The sequence below is a fragment of the Roseateles saccharophilus genome (assembly GCF_004342485.1).
Classification (GTDB): Bacteria; Pseudomonadota; Gammaproteobacteria; order Burkholderiales; family Burkholderiaceae_C; genus Pelomonas; species Pelomonas saccharophila.
The window spans coordinates 219,102-236,590 of sequence record NZ_SMBU01000001.1; the positions used below are offsets into that span (position 1 = coordinate 219,102).

At 66.0% G+C, this 17,489-nt stretch carries 16 protein-coding genes and 1 tRNA gene; 9 read left to right on the plus strand and 8 right to left on the minus strand.

Annotated elements, in window-relative coordinates:
• Positions 1-383 precede the first annotated feature (383 nt).
• From EV671_RS00935 to EV671_RS00945, 3 genes are read right to left on the minus strand one after another with little or no spacing between them, the layout of a single operon-like run.
• Entirely contained in the window at positions 384-3,560 is a 3,177-nt protein-coding gene (locus tag EV671_RS00935) for an efflux RND transporter permease subunit (RefSeq protein WP_132569135.1), read from the minus strand.
• Complete coding sequence (locus tag EV671_RS00940) at positions 3,557-5,206, minus strand: efflux RND transporter periplasmic adaptor subunit (protein WP_132569136.1); 1,650 nt, start codon at positions 5,204-5,206, stop codon at positions 3,557-3,559. The genes EV671_RS00935 and EV671_RS00940 overlap by 4 nt, the downstream gene beginning before the upstream one ends.
• Positions 5,203-6,474, minus strand: coding sequence for a TolC family protein (locus EV671_RS00945; RefSeq protein WP_132569137.1), 1,272 nt, complete (start codon positions 6,472-6,474; stop codon positions 5,203-5,205). Before EV671_RS00945 ends, EV671_RS00940 begins: the two co-directional genes overlap by 4 nt.
• A gap of 40 nt (positions 6,475-6,514) precedes the next feature.
• Here EV671_RS00945 and EV671_RS28095 point away from each other — a divergent pair, with 40 nt between their 5' ends.
• Positions 6,515-6,988 (plus strand): hypothetical protein, encoded by a 474-nt coding sequence (locus EV671_RS28095; protein ID WP_481404365.1) that lies wholly within the window; start codon positions 6,515-6,517, stop codon positions 6,986-6,988.
• A gap of 107 nt (positions 6,989-7,095) precedes the next feature.
• Here the strand turns inward: EV671_RS28095 and EV671_RS00955 are convergent, their stop codons facing one another.
• Positions 7,096-7,488 (minus strand): hypothetical protein, encoded by a 393-nt coding sequence (locus tag EV671_RS00955; protein ID WP_132569138.1) that lies wholly within the window; start codon positions 7,486-7,488, stop codon positions 7,096-7,098.
• Positions 7,489-7,823: 335 nt separating this feature from the next.
• Between EV671_RS00955 and EV671_RS00960 the strand changes: the two genes are divergently transcribed.
• The 7 genes from EV671_RS00960 (at position 7,824) to EV671_RS26635 (ending at position 14,514) form a co-directional block, all read left to right on the plus strand.
• Positions 7,824-10,106 (plus strand): copper-transporting P-type ATPase, encoded by a 2,283-nt coding sequence (locus tag EV671_RS00960; RefSeq protein WP_243655526.1) that lies wholly within the window; start codon positions 7,824-7,826, stop codon positions 10,104-10,106.
• Positions 10,103-10,774, plus strand: coding sequence for an NAD-dependent epimerase/dehydratase family protein (locus tag EV671_RS00965; protein ID WP_132569140.1), 672 nt, complete (start codon positions 10,103-10,105; stop codon positions 10,772-10,774). The genes EV671_RS00960 and EV671_RS00965 overlap by 4 nt, the downstream gene beginning before the upstream one ends.
• Before the next feature lie 32 nt (positions 10,775-10,806).
• The gene (locus tag EV671_RS00970; protein ID WP_132569141.1) at positions 10,807-11,271 is read left to right on the plus strand and encodes a nuclear transport factor 2 family protein; all 465 of its coding nucleotides are present in this window, start codon (positions 10,807-10,809) and stop codon (positions 11,269-11,271) included.
• A gap of 504 nt (positions 11,272-11,775) precedes the next feature.
• The gene (locus tag EV671_RS00975) at positions 11,776-12,705 is read left to right on the plus strand and encodes an S-4TM family putative pore-forming effector (RefSeq protein ID WP_132569142.1); all 930 of its coding nucleotides are present in this window, start codon (positions 11,776-11,778) and stop codon (positions 12,703-12,705) included.
• Entirely contained in the window at positions 12,702-14,135 is a 1,434-nt protein-coding gene (locus EV671_RS00980; protein WP_132569143.1) for an SMODS domain-containing nucleotidyltransferase, read from the plus strand. The genes EV671_RS00975 and EV671_RS00980 overlap by 4 nt, the downstream gene beginning before the upstream one ends.
• Complete coding sequence (locus tag EV671_RS26965; protein ID WP_207911062.1) at positions 14,135-14,299, plus strand: hypothetical protein; 165 nt, start codon at positions 14,135-14,137, stop codon at positions 14,297-14,299. The genes EV671_RS00980 and EV671_RS26965 overlap by 1 nt, the downstream gene beginning before the upstream one ends.
• A 50-nt stretch (positions 14,300-14,349) precedes the next feature.
• Positions 14,350-14,514 (plus strand): hypothetical protein, encoded by a 165-nt coding sequence (locus tag EV671_RS26635; RefSeq protein WP_165917436.1) that lies wholly within the window; start codon positions 14,350-14,352, stop codon positions 14,512-14,514.
• 130 nt (positions 14,515-14,644) lie between these two features.
• On the opposite strand, the gene EV671_RS00990 is transcribed toward EV671_RS26635, so the two are convergent.
• Positions 14,645-14,720, minus strand: a tRNA-Arg gene (locus tag EV671_RS00990).
• 134 nt (positions 14,721-14,854) lie between these two features.
• Here EV671_RS00990 and EV671_RS00995 point away from each other — a divergent pair.
• Complete coding sequence (locus tag EV671_RS00995; protein ID WP_132569144.1) at positions 14,855-15,394, plus strand: c-type cytochrome; 540 nt, start codon at positions 14,855-14,857, stop codon at positions 15,392-15,394.
• A gap of 49 nt (positions 15,395-15,443) precedes the next feature.
• Here EV671_RS00995 and EV671_RS01000 read toward each other — a convergent pair whose 3' ends face one another.
• The 3 genes from EV671_RS01000 to EV671_RS01010 are packed head-to-tail and all read right to left on the minus strand — an operon-like array spanning position 15,444 to position 17,412.
• Positions 15,444-15,965, minus strand: a complete 522-nt coding sequence (locus tag EV671_RS01000) for a DUF2946 family protein (RefSeq protein ID WP_132569145.1) — start codon at positions 15,963-15,965, stop codon at positions 15,444-15,446.
• A 12-nt stretch (positions 15,966-15,977) separates the two neighbouring features.
• Positions 15,978-16,943: a YheT family hydrolase gene (locus tag EV671_RS01005; RefSeq protein ID WP_132569146.1), complete on the minus strand. Its 966-nt coding sequence runs from the start codon at positions 16,941-16,943 to the stop codon at positions 15,978-15,980.
• 13 nt (positions 16,944-16,956) lie between these two features.
• The gene (locus EV671_RS01010) at positions 16,957-17,412 is read right to left on the minus strand and encodes a YybH family protein (RefSeq protein WP_132569147.1); all 456 of its coding nucleotides are present in this window, start codon (positions 17,410-17,412) and stop codon (positions 16,957-16,959) included.
• Between the last annotated feature and the right edge of the window lie 77 nt (positions 17,413-17,489).

The window sequence follows — 17,489 nt, forward strand, 5'->3', positions numbered from 1 at the left end:
CGGATGGGTTCTCTGGGCTGGCCCCGCCCTAGTGGAGCCACCGGCAGAACGTGACGCGCAACGGCTGACACGGGCGGTCGCCCGCCGCAGGCGCGTCTGCGTGCTCTTCCTGTCGCGCAAGGGCGTACCGAACGCCGGGAGGCGTGGACAACGACGGCGTGCTTTGAGCCGGCCCATCGGCGAGGCGCGGCGGCTGGCAGGCTGCGCACTGCCGACGGTCCTCGGCAGGAGCAAGCCCGGACGCCTTCGCCGCGGAGGATGTCGCTGCAACCGAAGGTCCCTGCGCGGTCGGACCATTGATGTCCTGGGCATCAGCCCGCGACCAGAGCAGCACCGTCAGCGCCATTGCGCACAGACCTCGCATGGCCGGAAGGCGCGTTGCTTCACGCATGGCGCTTCCACCAGCGTCGCGGTGACGGGGTGGCTACCGTTTCGACCTTCTTCCGCGGCCGGCGCATGAGGAGGTAGGCAGCCGGGACGACGAACATCGACAGCAACGGGGCCGTGATCATCCCGCCGACCATGGGACCGGCGATCCGCTGCATGACCTCTGAGCCCGTGCCCGTGCCCCACATGATGGGGAACAGGCCTGCGAGGATCACCGCAACGGTCATCGCTTTGGGCCGCACGCGCAGGACGGCGCCATCACGGATCGCGTCCAGCAGGTCGTCCAGGGAGTCCTTGCCTTCCTCCAGCCGCTCCTGCCACGCCTTCTTCAGGTACAGCAGCATGATCACGCCGAACTCGGCGGCCACGCCGGCCAGCGCGATGAATCCCACGGCACCGGCGATCGACAGGTTGTAGCCCAGCAGCCAGAGCAGCCAGATGCCGCCGACCAGCGCGAAGGGCAGTGTCGCCATGATGAGCAGCGCTTCACCCAGGCTGCCGAAGGTCAGGTACAGCAGCACGAAGATGATCAGCAGCGTGAAGGGCACGACGACCTTGAGCTTGGCCGTGGCGCGCTCGAGGAATTCAAACTGGCCGGACCAGGAGATCGAGTACCCGGGCGGCAGCTTGACCTGTTTGGCGACGGTCTGCTGCATGTCCTGTACTGCGCTGCGCAGGTCGCGGTCGCGCAAGTCGACGTAGACCCAGCCGGACAGGCGGGCGTTCTCGCTGCGCAGCATCGGCGGACCATCGGTGATGCGGATGTCCGCCACGTCCTGCAGGACCAGGCGCTGGCCGCTCTCGGTCACGATGGGCAGGCTGCGCAGCTTCTCGACCGAGTCACGAATCTCGCGCGGGTAGCGCACGCTGATCGGGAACCTCTGCAGGCCCTCGACGGTCTCGCCGACGTTCTCGCCACCGACGGCCGACGAGATCAGCGACTGCACGTCGGTGATGTTCATCCCGTAGCGAGCGGCGTCGGCGCGGCGGATGTTCACATCGACGTAGCGGCCTCCGGTCAGACGCTCAGCCAGCGCGCTGGTCACGCCAGGCACACCCTTGAGGACCTTCTCGATCTCGCCCGTGAGCCGGTCGATGGTTGCCAGATCGCTGCCGGCCACCTTCACGCCCACCGGGCTCTTGATGCCCGTGGCCAGCATGTCGATGCGGTTGCGAATGGGCGGTACCCAGATGTTGGCCAGGCCGGGCACCTTGACGATCCGGTCCAGCTCCTCGATCAGCTTGTCGGTCGTCATGCCTGGACGCCACTGGTCGCGAGGCTTGAACTGGATGGTCGTCTCGAACATCTCCAGCGGCGCCGGATCGGTGGCCGACTCGGCGCGACCGGCTTTGCCATAGACGCTAACCACTTCCGGCACCGTCTTGATCAGGCGGTCCGTCTGCTGCAGCAGCTCCGAGGCCTTGCCGGCGGACAGGCCCGGCAGGGCCGAAGGCATGTAGAGCAGGTCGCCTTCGTCCAGGCGCGGCATGAACTCGCCGCCGATGTGCTGCAGAGGCCAGAGGCTGGCCACCAGCATCACTGCCGCCACGGCGATCGTCACCTTGGGCGCCTTGAGCACGCCGTTGAGCAGCGGGCGATACAGGGCGATCAGCAGGCGGTTCAGCGGGTTGGTCTTCTCGTCAGGGATGCGACCACGGATCAGGTAGCCCATCAGCACCGGGATCAACGTCACCGACAGGCCCGCGGCCGCGGCCATCGAGTAGGTCTTGGTGAAGGCCAGCGGCGAGAACAGCCTGCCTTCCTGCGCTTCCAGCGTGAAGACCGGGATGAAGCTCAGCGTGATGATGAGCAGAGAGAAGAACAGCGCAGGGCCGACCTCGGCAGCCGACTCGGCAATGACCTTCCACCGTTCTGCCCCCTGCAGCGTTCCACCCGGGTTGTCGTGGGCCCAATGTTCCAGGTGCTTGTGCGCGTTCTCGATCATCACGACCGCCGCGTCCACCATCGCGCCGATGGCGATGGCGATGCCCCCCAGGGACATGATGTTGGCGTTCACGCCCTGGTAGTGCATGACGATGAACGCCGACAGGATGCCCAGGGGCAGCGAGACGATGGCGACGAAGGCCGAGCGCAGGTGGAACAGGAAGATGAAGCAGACCACCGCAACGACGGCGAACTCCTCCAGCAGCTTGTGGGTCAGGTTGTCCACGGCGCGCTCGATGAGGCTGGACCGGTCGTAGGTCGGCACGATCTCGACGCCGCGCGGCAGGCTGGCCTGCAGCACCTTGAGCTTGTCTTTGACCGCCGCGATGGTCTCCAGCGCGTTCTTGCCGGAGCGCATCACGATGACGCCGCCCACGGCTTCGCCCACGCCGTCCATTTCCCCGATGCCGCGACGCATCTCGGGACCCAGCTGGATGCGGGCCACGTCACCCAGCTTCACCGACACGCCGGCCGGCGTCGTCATCAGCGGGATCGACCGGAAATCGTCCAGCGACTGCAGATAGCCCGAGGCCCGCACGACGTACTCGGCTTCGCCCAGCTCCAGCACGGAGCCGCCGGCCTCTTGGTTGGACTTCTGGATGGCCTCGATGACCTTGGTGTGCGGGATCTTGTACGCGGCGAGCTTGTCGGGGTCGAGCTGTACCTGGTACTGGCGCACCATGCCGCCGATGGTGGCGACCTCGGCCACGTTCGGCACCGTCTTGAGCTCGTACTTCAGGAACCAATCCTGAAGAGCACGCAGCTGGGACGAGTCCTGGGTGCCGTTGTGGTCCACCAGGGCGTACTGGTAGATCCAGCCCACGCCCGTCGCGTCAGGCCCCAGCGAGGCCTTGGCCGAGGGCGGCAGCTTGGACTGCACCTGATTTAGGTACTCCAGCACCCGCGAGCGGGCCCAGTAGAGGTCGGTGCCGTCCTCGAACAGCACGTAGACGAAAGAGTCGCCAAAGAAGGAATAGCCGCGGACCGTCTTCGCGCCTGGCACCGACAACATGGTCGTCGTCAGCGGGTAGGTGATCTGGTTCTCGACGATGCGCGGCGCCTGGCCGGGATAGGTCGTGCGGATGATGACCTGCACGTCGCTGAGGTCCGGCAGCGCGTCCAGCGGCGTGCGGTTGACGGCGTACACGCCCCACGCGCCGAACATCAAGGTGGCCAGCAGCACCAGGAAGCGGTTCGTGATCGACCAGCGGATCAGGTGCGCGATCATTTGCCGCTCCCAGAGGCCGATGCCGTCGAGGCCGCGGCTGCGGGCGCAGGTTTAGACGCCAGCAGCGTGACCCACACCAGTGCCGGTGGGCCATCTTTGCTCTCGACGAAGGTGAAGGAGATCCGATCACCTTCTGTCATGCCGCGCGGCAGACCCTTGGGCGGGAGCTTGAAGTCCATCGTCATGGCCTTCCACTTCAGCGACGGGATGGCGTCGTGAGCGATGGTCATCGTGTCGCGACCGATCGCGACCACCTTGCCTTCGCCGTCGTTGCGAGGCCCCTCGATCTCAGCCTTCTTCGCCGGGACGTCGTTGAGCCGGGCCTCAAGGCCTCGCAGGCTCGCCTCGGAGTCGATGAGGAACTGTGACGACGAGACCACCCGTTGCCCGGCCTGCAGACCTTGCTTGATCTCCGTCTGGCCGCCCGTCTCGATGCCGGCGCGAACCTCGACCGGGCGGAAGTGCCCGTTGTCCTCGGCCAGCATGACCACCGTGCGCTTGCCGGTCTGGATGACGGCTTCGGACGGCACGAGCAGTGCCTTCTCGGGCCGCGTGTCCATGAAGTTCATGGACACGAACATGCCCGGGGCCAGGCGACCGCCCGGATTGCTCAGCTCCATGCGCGCCTTCAGGGTGCGCGTAGCCTGGTTGACCTCGGGCAGGATGGCCTGGACGCGCCCGCTGAAGGTCGTGCCCGGGACGGCAGGCGACTGCGCTTGAACTTTGGCGCCAGCGCGCAGCAGGGCAGCCTGGCTCTCAGGCACCTCGGCATTGGCCCACACGGTGCCCAAGCCATTGATGCGGAACAGCGTCGCGCCGGACGACACGGTCATGCCTTCCCGGGCCATCAGCTCGACGACCACGCCGCCGATGGGCGCCGTGAGCGTGAAGCGGGGCTGGGTCTTGCCGGTCTCCTCGACCTGCCGGATCAGAGCGTCGCTCATGCCCACCTGGCGCATGCGCTGGCGGGCGCCATCGACGAGCACGCCGAGGTCGGTGCCTTGCATGCGCCGCACGGACAGGAACTCTTCCTGGGCGGCGATCCAGTCCGGCACATAGAGCTCGGCCAGCGGCTGGCCAGCGCGCACCGGATCCAGGGTGGCACGCACATGCAAGCGTTCCACATAGCCGATGGCCCGCGCCTGGACCACGACCTGGTCGCGCTCATTGAAGGCGATGCTGCCCACGCTGGACACCTGCGGGGACAAGGTGCCCTCGACCACCTCGGCCGTGCGCACGCCCAGGTTCTGCTGCACGCGCGGGCTGACCGTCACCTTGCCTTCGTCGGCCTCGCCACCGGCGTAGACCGGCACCAGCATCATGTCCATGAAGGGCGACTTGGCCGGTGCGTCGAACTTGTTCCCCGGCACCATGGGGTCGTGGTAGTAGAGGATCTTCTGGCCCGTGACCGGGTCCATGTCGCCGGCCTTGAGGCCGGACTTGACGTGGCGTCGGGTGGCTTCCTCGCCTTCAGCGACGCTCTGAGGGAGTCCCCCGGTGGGTGCCCCGCCTGCGGGAGCGGCGCTGCTCGACTCAGGCATCGGCATGCCTGCCATGCCCTGCGACTTGCCGAACTGGTAAATGCCGAAGCCGCCAAGCGCCAAGGTCAGGACGCCGATGGCGATCAAGAGGGGTTTCTTTTTCATTTCGCGGACTCCATCGCGGCTTCGTGGCCGACAGGGATCAGGTAGTTCAGTTGGGCCCACAGGCGGGCGACGCTCATCTCGAGACGCAGTCGTTCCATGCGGGTGTCGATCTCGCCGCGCCGCGCGTCCAGGACGACGCTGAGCAGCGCAGTGCCGCCTCGATAGGCTGCAAGGGCCGCGCGGGTGCGCTCGGCGGCCAGAGGAAGCAGTTCCTTGTCGTAGCGGACCATGCGGTCGCGGTCGCTTTGCCACTGCTGCAGCAGCGTTCGCGCCTCGGCAACGTGCATGCGGGTCTGTTCCTCGCGCTGCGCACGCAGTTGCTCGACCACGGCGAGCTTGGCGCCGAGTTCGCGGTCCTGGCGGTTCTTCTGGTCCCATTGCAATGGGATGGAAACCCCGAACGAGACCATGTTGGAGTAGGCCGGCCCCCGCTGGCTGTACGACAGCTCCACGCTGACGTCAGGCCGCTTGTTGGCACGTGCGACGTCGACGTCCGCCTGTGCGGCAGCCTCCTGCTTGAGCAGCACGGACACCTCGGGGTGGTGGGCAATGTCCTGATCCAGGGATTCGTCGCTCAACCGCACGACATCGAGCGGCGGCGGTGCATCGAGGGCTTCCTCGGTGGCCACGCCGGTCCAGCGCGTCAGCATGGTCTTCGCGCTCAACACGTCTCGGGCGGTCGCCGCGATCCGGTCGTCAATCTGGGCCACCGCAGCGCGGGCTGCAAAGACGTCGGCCTGGGTGCCGCGGCCGCCGCGGTAGGCTGCATCGGCCGCCTGAACAGGCAATGCCGCCTCGTCCTTCTGCTGCACCAGCAGAGCGCGCATGCGCTGCTGGTAGTAAAGGTCCAGCCAGGCCACGGCCGTGTCACGCTGCAGGTTCGCAAGCGCGAGCTGGCGGCCGGCTTCGGCGGCCTCCGCCTCGCGCTCGAAGCGGGCGGACCTCAGGCGCAGCTTGTCGGACCGAGTCCATTCCTGGGACACGCCCACGGTGCGCATCGTCATGAAGTCGCGCGTCGTGCTGAAGCGGTCAGCGCCGTTGATGGGAAGGTTGTCGACACCTGCCTTCAGAACTGGGTCGGGGCGCTGGCCGGCAGAGACGGCCATCTGGCGTGCGGCATCGGCCGCGGCATCTTGTGCCGGCAGTTGGCGCGAGCGCTGCTCCGACAGGCGCAAGGCGTCTTGAAGCGAGAGTGGCTCCGCGTGCGTGGACCAGGCGAATGCCGCCAGCCCGAGCGCGAGCGCAGCACGTACAAAGGGGGAAAACATGAAGGCTCCTGATGGACCCAATGGACCAGCGCCGGGTCGCTTGGCAGCGACGGACAGGCATGCGCTGCTGGTAGTAAAGGTCCAGCCAGGCCACGGCCGTGTCACGCTGCAGGTTCGCAAGCGCGAGCTGGCGGCCGGCTTCGGCGGCCTCCGCCTCGCGCTCGAAGCGGGCGGACCTCAGGCGCAGCTTGTCGGACCGAGTCCATTCCTGGGACACGCCCACGGTGCGCATCGTCATGAAGTCGCGCGTCGTGCTGAAGCGGTCAGCGCCGTTGATGGGAAGGTTGTCGACACCTGCCTTCAGAACTGGGTCGGGGCGCTGGCCGGCAGAGACGGCCATCTGGCGTGCGGCATCGGCCGCGGCATCTTGTGCCGGCAGTTGGCGCGAGCGCTGCTCCGACAGGCGCAAGGCGTCTTGAAGCGAGAGTGGCTCCGCGTGCGTGGACCAGGCGAATGCCGCCAGCCCGAGCGCGAGCGCAGCACGTACAAAGGGGGAAAACATGAAGGCTCCTGATGGACCCAATGGACCAGCGCCGGGTCGCTTGGCAGCGACGGACAGGCGCGCTCAACGGGCGCAGCGGCACGCCGGGGCGTGCGACGAGCGCCTAAGAGCTCAGGAGATCAAGTGCGGAAGACGCAGTGAAGGATTGCGTGCGGTGGTGGCGGCACGGCCAGCAGGGGATCCGGGACATCGGTCGGCTGATTGGCCGTCACCAGATCCTCGGACTGCAGCACGTACAGCAGATCCAACACCGGCCCGCCGATGACTGGCGCCGGCGCCGTGTCACTGGACTGCTGCCCCACCTTGCAGTGTTCTGCACACAGATTCGGCGACTGCTGATCCAGATCACCCGCCCCACCTGTGGCCACCGCTTCCGCGGCCTGCTGCATGGCACCCGCATCCATCGCCATGCCGCTGGGGCAGGCGTAGCTCGCCACCGCGAACTGCGCGAACAGAACGACGCCGATCAGCACGCGGCAGATCAGCTTGTTCAGGGCTCGGGTCAGGCTCATGGTGGAGGAAGGTGCTCTCGAGGGGCAGTTGCGCAAGAGCCGCCGGATAGGCCCGGCAGCTTGTTTGACATTCTTCGGCTTACAACGGTGGGAATGTCAAGCAAATTCTGCGGCCAGGTGGTCGACATGCGAGCTGACGAGCAAAACCGTCACGCTTAGGCCTTGGTCGACCGCCGAGGGCTGCAGCCACAGAAGGCGACCGGCGAAGTCTGCGGCATGCCACGGCACTGCCCACCGCCAGCTGGAAGCCCACGCCGTCAACGGCGCTGGCCCCTCTCCCTAACGCGCACCAGCGTGCCCCTTGACCTTCTCACGGTGGCAAGGCCCAGACTGCAATGCAAGAAATGGGACTCGCCATGCCGTCGTCCGACCACGCTCCCCACGACCATCCTCATGTAGCCCCTAGGGGCAGACCGGCGACGTCCGTGCCCGACGGCAGCCACAGCCAGGCCGAGTACACCTGCCCAATGCACCCGCAGGTGCGTCAGATTGGGCCAGGCAACTGCCCGATCTGCGGCATGGCCTTGGAGCCCGTGCTGGTGACTGCCGAACAGGGAGAGAGTCCCGAGCTGCGCGACATGACGCGACGGTTCTGGGTTGGCACCGCGCTGACGGCGCCCGTGTTCGCCCTGGAGATGGGAAGCCATTTCTTCAACTTGCACCAACTCATCACACCGCAGTCGTCGAACTGGGTCCAGTTGCTGCTGGGCACGCCGGTAGTGCTCTGGGCCGGCTGGCCGTTCTTCACTCGGGCGCTGGCGTCGCTGAGAACCCGAAACCTGAACATGTTCACGCTCATCGCGCTGGGCACGGGCGCCGCCTGGCTCTACAGCATGGCGGCGACGCTGACGCCGAGCCTCTTCCCGGCCACCTTGAAGGGAAGTGACGGCGCCGTCCCCGTGTATTTCGAAGCCGCAGCCGTCATCACCGTGCTGGTGCTACTGGGTCAAGTGCTGGAGCTGAGGGCGCGAGAGAAGACTTCCGGGGCCATCAAAGCGCTGCTGGAGCTGGCGCCGAAGACGGCCCTGCGCGTCAGGGCCGATGGCGCCGACGAAACCGTGCAGGTGGACGCCATCCAGACCGGCGACTTGGTGCGGGTGCGGCCCGGCGAGAAGGTGCCGGTCGATGGCGAGCTCACCGAGGGCAAGGGCAACGTAGACGAATCGATGGTGACCGGCGAGCCTATGCCGGTAGCGAAAGCCGTAGGGGCCAAGGTCACGGCTGGCACGATGAACCAAACAGGTGGCTTCGTGATGCGCGCTGAGAAGGTCGGCGCCGACACGTTGCTTTCGCAGATCGTCAGCATGGTCGCGGCGGCGCAGCGGAGCCGAGCGCCAATTCAGCGCATGGCTGACCAGGTCGCCGGATGGTTCGTACCAGCAGTCATCCTTGTGGCGGCTTTGACCTTCACCGCTTGGCTCGCCTGGGGCCCATCGCCAGCCTTCAGCTACGCGCTCGTCGCCTCGGTATCAGTGCTCATCATCGCCTGCCCCTGTGCCTTGGGCCTGGCCACGCCGATGTCCATCATGGTCGGTGTGGGCAAGGGCGCACAGCTGGGCGTACTGATACGCGACGCTGAAGCCTTGGAGAAGATGGAGAAGGTCGACACGTTGGTCGTGGACAAGACCGGCACCTTGACCATGGGCCATCCCAAGGTGGTCCACATCGAGACGGTCGGAGGGTTCACGGCAGCGGACGTGCTGAAGAAGCTCGCCAGCGTCGAACGTGCCAGCGAGCATCCGCTGGCCACGGCCATCGTCGCGGAGGCGCGGGAGCAAAAGCTGGAGCTGTCAGAGGTCGCCGACTTCGATTCGCCGGCTGGTAAGGGTGTAGTCGGCACCGTCGATGGGATGGCCATCGTGTCGGGTGCGGCCAAATTCATGACCGAGCAGGGCATCGACACGACGAGCCTCGCTGCCCCGGCGGACGAGCAGCGGAAGAATTCGGCCACGGTCGTCTTCGTTGGGGTGGGAGGCAAGCTGGCCGGGTTCGTGGCCATTGCGGACCCGATCAAGCCGACATCGCGTCAAGCCTTGCAGGCGCTACGGGCTGCCGGCGTACGGGTGGTCATGCTGACTGGCGACAACAAGACCACGGCTGATGCAGTGGGGCGTGATCTTGGCATCGACGAAGTGGTCGCCGAGGTTCTTCCTCAGGACAAGGCAGCGGCGGTGAGGCGGTTGCAGGAGCAAGGCCGGGTTGTGGCGATGGCAGGGGATGGAGTCAACGACGCGCCGGCACTTGCACAGGCGACAGTTGGCATTGCGATGGGCACCGGCACCGACGTGGCGATGGAGAGCGCCGGCGTGACGCTGCTGAAGGGTGACCTGCAAGGCATCGTCACAGCGCAGGTGCTGTCACGGGCCACCATGCGCAACATCCGCCAGAACCTATTCCTGAGCTTCGCCTACAACGTGGCGGGTGTGCCGCTTGCGGCAGGCGTTCTGTACCCATTCCTAGGCGTCCTGCTGTCGCCGGTGGTGGCCGCCGCGGCGATGGCGCTTTCCTCGGCGAGCGTCATCGGCAACGCGCTGCGCTTGCGGACAGCGAAGGTGACGTACCTCGTCGCATCCACCGGCGGCAAACTTTCCAGCCGGCAAAGCGAGTCAAAGCGATGAACGTCATCATCCTTGGTGCGAGCGGGATGGTAGGACAGGGTGTCCTGCACGAATGTCTAGCCGATCCGGCCGTGCAAAAAGTCGTATCGCTCAGCCGCAACTCCCTTGCAGACCAGCACCCCAAGCTAGTCCAGCTTGTGCAACCGAATCTGTTCGACCTGACCCATCTCGAAGGCCAGCTCGGATCGCTGGACGCTTGCTTCTATTGCTTGGGGGTGAGTTCCGCCGGGATGAGCGAGGCGCAGTACCGACACCTCACGTACGACTTGACCGTGTCCGTGGCCTCCACGCTTCTGCGGCTGAACCCAAAGATGAGCCTCATTTACGTGTCAGGTTCCGGTACTGACAGTACTGAACAGGGCAAGGCCATGTGGGCGCGCATCAAAGGCGCGACCGAGAACGCACTGCTCCGCATGCCATTTGAGGCAGCCTTTATGTTCAGGCCCGGCGTCATCATCCCGCTGAACGGCATCGAGTCCAAGACACGTAGCTATCGCCTCTTCTATGCCCTTCTAGGGCCCATCCTGCGCCTCATCCATCGCGTGCGGCCCGGCTCAATGACGACGACCAAGGCGGTTGGGCGCGCCATGCTGAACCTCGCACATCACGGTGGGCCAAAAGCCGTCCTCGACGGCATGGCCATCAATGCCGCCGCCTTGCAGCACTAGTAGATCTGTTCTCAACGCCCGAAGAAAGCACCATGGAACCTCACACGCCCTCCGATCTTGGCGAATTGGCCGACCGCCTCGCCATTCGCGAACTTGTCGACGCGTATGCCACGTGCGCCGATACGCGCGATGCCGAGGGTCAGATGGCACTCTTCACCGAGGACACGGTGTTCATTGTCTATATGGACAGTCGTGCCGCCCACCCTTCGTACACGCTCAACGGTCGCGCCTCGCTTGCGCCCGTGTTCGCCAATCTCCGCACCTATCAGGCGACGATGCACTTCAACGGGCAAAGCACTGTGCAGCTTTCCGGCGACCGCGCCACTGGTCTGAGCTACTGCATCGCTCACCATGTGTCCGTTGACGGCGACAAAAAGACTCTGATGGTCGCCCATATTCGCTACCTGGATTCCCTCGTTAAGCAGAACGGCAAATGGCTGTTCGCCGAGCGCAAGCTGATGGTCGACTGGACAGAGACACGTCCCATCGAAGCTTGAAGGACCAGCAAGCGCAGAACGCGCGATATCTGATTCATGAGGCACGTGGCCACCTGCCCTAAAGCAATGGACGTATCCCTCGGCGCCGCGGTTGGAGTTCGCCGGCTGGCGCACCATGGAGAAGATCGATGACCCGATCTTGTTCCTCGGCAGCGAACTGCCGTCGGAGGACGCAAGTGCCTGCTCAAGGCGGAGTCGTTTCTGCCGGAGCTCTTGGATGACGGTTTCGCGTTGCTGTCAGGCCAGGTGGTCGACACGCGAGCTGACGAGCAAACCCGTCACGCTTAGACCTTGGTCGATGACCGATGCGGCAACCACTGAAGGCGACCGCCGGACAAGCGGTGTCCGCGCGAAACAGCCGATGGCGCCCCCGGCGGTGTTCGCGCAACTGTTTAGTTTGTTGTCAGCTAGAAAGCACTTGTAAATGTAACAAGCGTCCCCATGTAGGCGCGCGGACCGCGGCAAACACGCCGGCGGCGCAAAACAACTTGCCTAGGAGACCGCGTGAACAGCCAACAAAACGACATCCCGACGCGGCAGGCGTCAAGTGAAAACCGGGGCCTGCTGCGCGCCCGCCATAGCAATTACCGCGCCGCCAAGGTCACCCAGGGCCTGCTGGTCCTGGTGTCGATCCTCTTGCCTGTCGTCGGCGTCTGGATCGGTCCCCAGGTTCCTGATATCCGGCCCTACCTGGCCCTGGCCAGTTTGATCTTGCTGGTGATGGAGACGGCGCTGTTCGACCGGATCCAGAAGGACCGGCTCAAGCGCGGCGCAAAGCTGCAGGAACAGTTCGATACGGACGTCTTCGGCCTGCCCTGGAACCGCTTCGTGACCGGCGCGCCGGTGGAGCACGAAGACGTGCGCAGGCTCTCCGCCAAGCCGCTGTCCAAGAAGCGCGAGTCGAACTTCCTTGCCTGGTACGAGGTGTGCATCGGTAGGCTGCCGCTGCACCTGGCCCGGCTGATCGGCCAGCGCACAAACATCAGCTACGACGCGCGGCTCAGGCGCCGGTATGGCGGCTGGCTGCTGACGCTAACCATCCTGTTCGGCGTCTCGCTGTTGTATGCCGGGCTGTACAAGGGCCTGCAGTTTCCCGATCTCATCATGACGTTGGTGGTGCCGTTCCTGCCCGTGCTTACGTGGGCACTGAGGGAGCGCATGCAGCAGGCCAACGCTGCGATTTCGCTGACGAACCTCAGCGGCGAGTGGGACAAGATCTGGACCAAGGCCCTTGGTGGCGCCGAGGCGGCGGTCATCACGGCCGAGTCGCGAGCCTTGCAGGACGCCATCTACCAGCATCGCGAGCGCAGCCCACTGGTCTTCGACTGGGTGTATTTCATCTTCAGGTCGGCGAACGAGGATGAGGCCCACCACGCGGCAGAGGATCTGGTGCGGAAGGCCGAGAAGGCGCTGGGCGCGGGGGGCGGGGCATGAAGCTGGTCGATCAGTTCAAGACCTTCCTCAGCGGTGAGGTCAACCTCAACGACACGCGAGTGAGCCAGTTGGACGCCAGCGTCGAAGCGGTTCAGAAGGCGATCAAGGCCTCAAGCTGGGGGCCGAAGATCCTCGATTTCGACGGCCACGGTTCATGGGCCCACGGCACCATCATCAAGCCGCGCGCGGACGGCGAGTTCGACGCCGACCTGCTGGTGATCGTGGAACCCGTCGAAGGCTGGGAAGCCAAGGACTACGTGAACAAGCTGGGCGCCTTCTTTGACGGCCACAGCACCTACAAGGACAAGGTGCATCGCTATTCGCACTGCGTGACCATCGAGTACGCGGGCGAGCGTCGCATTGATATCGCCCCGTGCATCAAGGGCCGGCTGTGGTCGAACACGTACGAGGTCTGCAACCGGACCACCAACGAGTTCGAAACGACCGCCGCACTGGACTACACCGACTGGGTGATCGGCAGGAACGGCGTGGCGGGCGGCAATGACCTCAAGAAGGTCACCCGGCTGCTGAAGTACCTGCGCGACATCAAGACCAACTTCACCTGCCCGTCCTTCCTGTTCACGACGCTGGTGGGCATGCACATCTACGACTCGGACAAGGACACGACAGCCTTCGCCGACACGCCGACCTGCTTGAAGACCGTGATCGGCCGGCTGGACGACTACTTGCAGGCGCGCCCCACTGTGCCCGTCATCCGCAACCCGGTGCTGTCGTCAGACATCCAGAGCCGCGTCTGGGATCAGACGCAGTACGGCAACTTTCGCGAGAAGATCAATCTGTATCGCACCTGGATCGACGACGCCTATAACGAGGGAGACCGCGACGAGTCCATCGGCAAATGGCAGCGCGTCTTCGGCGATAGCTTCGCCGCTGGCGAGGCCAAGGAATCTGCACGGCTCAGCGAGAGCGTGTCGAAGAGCGATGCGCTGGTGCTGGCGGGCCAGTTCAAGGACCTGGTCCAGCGGGTCATAGAACGTGGCCGCGCCGCGCTTCCGGAGCGCATCACGCGGCTGCCCTATGTTCAGCGTCCCAAATGGCGCAGCGCGCCGCAGACTTATCGCATCAACGTGTCCGCAGAGCTCATGACCGAGCAGAAGGGCGCGAGGCTGGGTGCGGTGACGTCGCTCCAACCTCTGCCGAAGGGACGCTCGATCCGCTTCACTGCGTCCAACGCCGTCGGCTTGCCGTTCGACTCTTCGTTCAAGGTGCAATGGCGCGTGACGAACACCGATCAAGCCGCCTATGACGCCAACTCGCTGCGCGGCGACTTCTACGCCAGCGACTCAGGCTTCTCGCGCGAAGAGGACCTGGCCTACCGCGGCGTGCACTTCGTGGAAGCCTTCCTGATCGGGAGGAGTGACAACCGCCTTTACGGGAAGTCGGAGCCGTTCTATGTCGTGATCGAGTGATGAGCACGGGTGAGCCGGCCGTGGGGTCCTCCGAGTTCCTGCTGGGGAAGGACCTGCAGCGGCATCTCGTCGAGAACCTGGAGTGCGTCGGGCCCGGCCTCAGGCTCTACGAGGAGGACATCAGCGAGATCCATAACCTTGCCGGCGCTGCTACCGATGCATAAAGCTGCCGAGGCGGCAGCTTTATGGCCTCACCGGCGCGGTCGACTTCCTCGTGAAGCCGGTGCTGCCCATGGTGCTTGAAAGGGTGGCGGCGTTTGTCGCCCTCAACCTGCAGCGCAAGTCACTGAGCGACCAGAAGGATGACTGCGAGCGACTGCTGGCTGACTACAACATGGCTTTCACGAGCGATGTAGAGCAAATTTCGGCCAATCTTTAGCTCAGACCTTGATAGGCCGCCGCAAAGCGCACGTCCAAAACTTGGCCGAAAGTTCCTGCAGTCGCTCCGCAAATTCGGGCCAAGTAGCCATCGAAAGCACAGTAGTCGAAAAACGCAAAAGGCCCCGATTTGGCGCGCCCGGTTGGGATCGAACCAACAACCCCTGCCTTCGGAGGGCAGTACTCTATCCATTGAGCTACGGGCGCGAAGCCTTGCATTCTAACAGCGGGGTTCCCCGAGCCATGGGGGCGGGTGGGGCGCACCTATAATTCTCCGGTTTTTCGTGCCGCGCGCTGCGCTGCACGCCAAGAAGACCGACGAGGATCGATAAGAGGAATCCATGAGCGACAGCCACGATCACGACCACGACGAAGCCCATACCGGCCCGATCAAGACCCCCAAGCAACTCGCCTGGGCCGTGCTGTTCGCCTTCGTGGTGCCGGTGATCGTCATCATCATGCTGGCCAACTACGTCAGCACCGACAGCAAGCCGGCCGCGGGCACGGGTGCGCTGGATGCCCAGGCCGTGGCCGAGCGCATCGCGCCGGTGGCCCGCGTCGAGGTCAAGGATGCCAACGACTCCGGCGCGATGAAGACCGGCGAGCAGGTCTTCCAGGCCCAGTGCTCGGCCTGTCATGCGACCGGCGCCGCCGGCTCGCCCAAGTTCGGCGACGCCGCTGCCTGGGGCCCGCGCATCAAAAGCGGTGTCGAGGCGCTGCTGAATTCGGCGCTCAAGGGCAAGGGCAATATGGGCCCGCAGGGCGGCGGCGATTTCTCGGACTTCGAGGTCCAGCGCGCCGTGGTCTACATGGCCAACAACGGCGGCGCCAAGTTCGACGAGCCCAAGATGCCGGCCCCGGCCGCCTCGGCCGCGAACTGAGTACCCCACTCCCTTTGACAAGGCCCGCCGTGAGCGGGCCTTGTCATTTCTAGTGCGCCAGCGCGGGGCGCAGCCGGTAGCCGAACAGGGCCGGCAGCTTGGCGGCGATGCAGTCCTGCGGCGTCCAGCGGCCGGCCTCGACGGCTTCGGCGGCAAGGGCCATGTCGGCCGTGTGCACGAGGCCCAGGCCCAGGTCGGCCTGCAGGTAGAGGTGGCCGGCCTCGTCCAGCCAGGCGGATTCGACCTTGGCCTCGCGCCCCGTGTGGCTGCGCACGCCGCCGCCCGGCTGCAGGCGCCAGACCCAGGGCGTGCTTTCCAGCTCGACGTAGACGCGCTGCGGGCCGTTCTGGAAGAACCAGGCGCCGCGCTCGTCCGAGGCGTAGTTGCGGCCGATGAAGGCGAGCAGCTTGTCGTGCTCGACGCGGCTGCCCTTCACGCGCGGGAAGGGGCCGGAGCGCTGGATGCGCTCGTCGCGCATATACCAGTCGCCGCGCGCGTCGAGCGCCAGCCAGCCGTAGCAGTGGGGCACGTTGGGCCACTTCTTCAGCGCGGCTTCGACGATGGCGTCCATGGCGGCGATCCTTCAGCGTTGCTTCCAGAGCCAGTCACAGACCTGCTCGGGCATGGTCAGCAGATGGCCGGGCAGCGGACCGGCCGGAAAGCCGACATGGCCGCCGTGGCCGGGCTGCCAGAGTGTCACATAGGCGCCCACTTCAGCGGTATGCGGCAGGCTGTGCCCCGGCACGAAGGGGTCGTTGCGCGCGTTCAGCACCAGGGCCGGGATGCGGATGCGGTGCAGGTGGGGCTTGGCCGCGGCGCGAGCCCAATAGTCCTCGGTGTTGCGGAAGCCGTGCAGCGGCGCGGTGAAGAGGTCGTCGAACTCGTAGAGGGTCGTCGCCCGCTTCAGGCGCTCGCCGTCGAACAGGCCCGGGTGCTGCTGCAGCTTGCGCAGCGCCTTGGGGATCATCGTGCGCAGGAAGCGGCGCGCGTAGACCTGCCGGTTGAAGCCGCGGTCGATGGCCGCGCCGGCGGCAGCGAGGTCGATGGGCGAGCAGATGGAGCAGACGGCATGGGCCGTCTGCGCAGCCGCCGTGCCGGCCTCTTCTGCCCAGCGCATCAGCGCATTGCCGCCCAGCGACACGCCGGCGACGATCAGCGGCGCGCCGTGGCGCTCGCGCAGGCGCTGCAGTATCCAGCCGACCTCCTCGTAGTCGCCCGAGTGGTAGGCGCGCGGGCCGCGGTTCAGTTCGCCCGAGCAGCCGCGGAAATTCGGCAGCGCCATCGCCCAGCCGCGCGCGCGGGCCACGCTGGCGAAGGCGACACTGCTGTGGCTGGTGCGGTCGCCCTCCAGGCCGTGGAACAGCACGAACAGGGGCGCGCCGGGCGGCGAGCCTGCCAGGAAGTCGACATCGATGAAGTCGCCGTCCGGCGTGTCCCAGCGCTCGCGCGTCCAGTCTGGCGGCGGGCCGTCGTGCTGGCGGCTGAAGAGGGCAGGCCAGATGGTCTGGGCATGGCCACCGGGTAGCCAGCGGGGCGCGCGGTACTGCATGGCGCCTGGGTTCCTAATGAAGCGTGCCGGCGTCCGCCACCAGTTCCTGGACGTCGCCCGCGTTGCCGGGGCTGGCATGGTGCAGCACCAGGCGCCAGCCCAGTGCCGTCTTCAGGTAGACATTGGTCGCGATGACCCAGGCGGTCGGCGCTGCCTGGCCCGTCTCGCCGTGCAGTTGCACGCGTTCCAGGACATGGTGGATGGCGCAGTCGCCGCTGTGCAGGCGGCGCACCCGCTCGGGGTGGACGTTGACGGCGCCGCGCTCGAACACCGCCGCGAAGGCAGCGCGTATGGCGGGCAGGCCGACGATGCGCGGGCCGCCCGGGTGCACGCAGGCGACCTCCTCGTCATCGGCCCACAGGGCCATCAGGTGGTCGAGGTCGGCGTGCTGCAACGCCTCGTAGAACTGGGCCTCGCTGTCGTCGGGCGAGGCCAGCAGGACGGCGGACGGGGCGGCGGTTTTGCGCATCATTCCATTGTAGGGAGACGCCCATGGGCGATGCGCGCAAGACGGCGGGCCGGACGTAGCATCGTCTTCCCTTGTCG